This window comes from Paraburkholderia sp. BR10954, assembly GCF_040965775.1.
Taxonomy (GTDB): Bacteria; Pseudomonadota; Gammaproteobacteria; order Burkholderiales; family Burkholderiaceae; genus Paraburkholderia; species Paraburkholderia youngii.
In genome coordinates, this window is sequence record NZ_JBFRCK010000317.1 from 1 (window position 1) to 255 (window position 255).

The 255-nt window shown below is 65.1% G+C and carries 1 protein-coding gene; it reads left to right on the top strand.

The annotated features are described in order from the left end of the window. Positions 1–255: hypothetical protein (locus AB4Y34_RS42400; RefSeq protein WP_368719370.1), on the top strand; the 255-nt coding region annotated here is incomplete at both ends.

The following is a 255-nucleotide window of genomic DNA, read 5'->3' on the forward strand; positions in this document are numbered from 1 at the left end:
GGCGGCGGGACGGACCCGCTGGCGGTGCATTACGACGATGCCACGAAGGGCACGGTCACGCTGGGCGGTGACAGCAATGGCACGAAGGTCACGAACGTGGCCGAAGGCGAACTGTCGTCGACGAGCACGGACGCGGTGAACGGCTCGCAGCTGCATGCCACGAACCAGCAGGTCGAGCAGAACACCACGTCGATCACCAATCTGGGTGACCAGGTGACGAACATCGATGGCCGCGTGACGAATCTGGGCGACCGG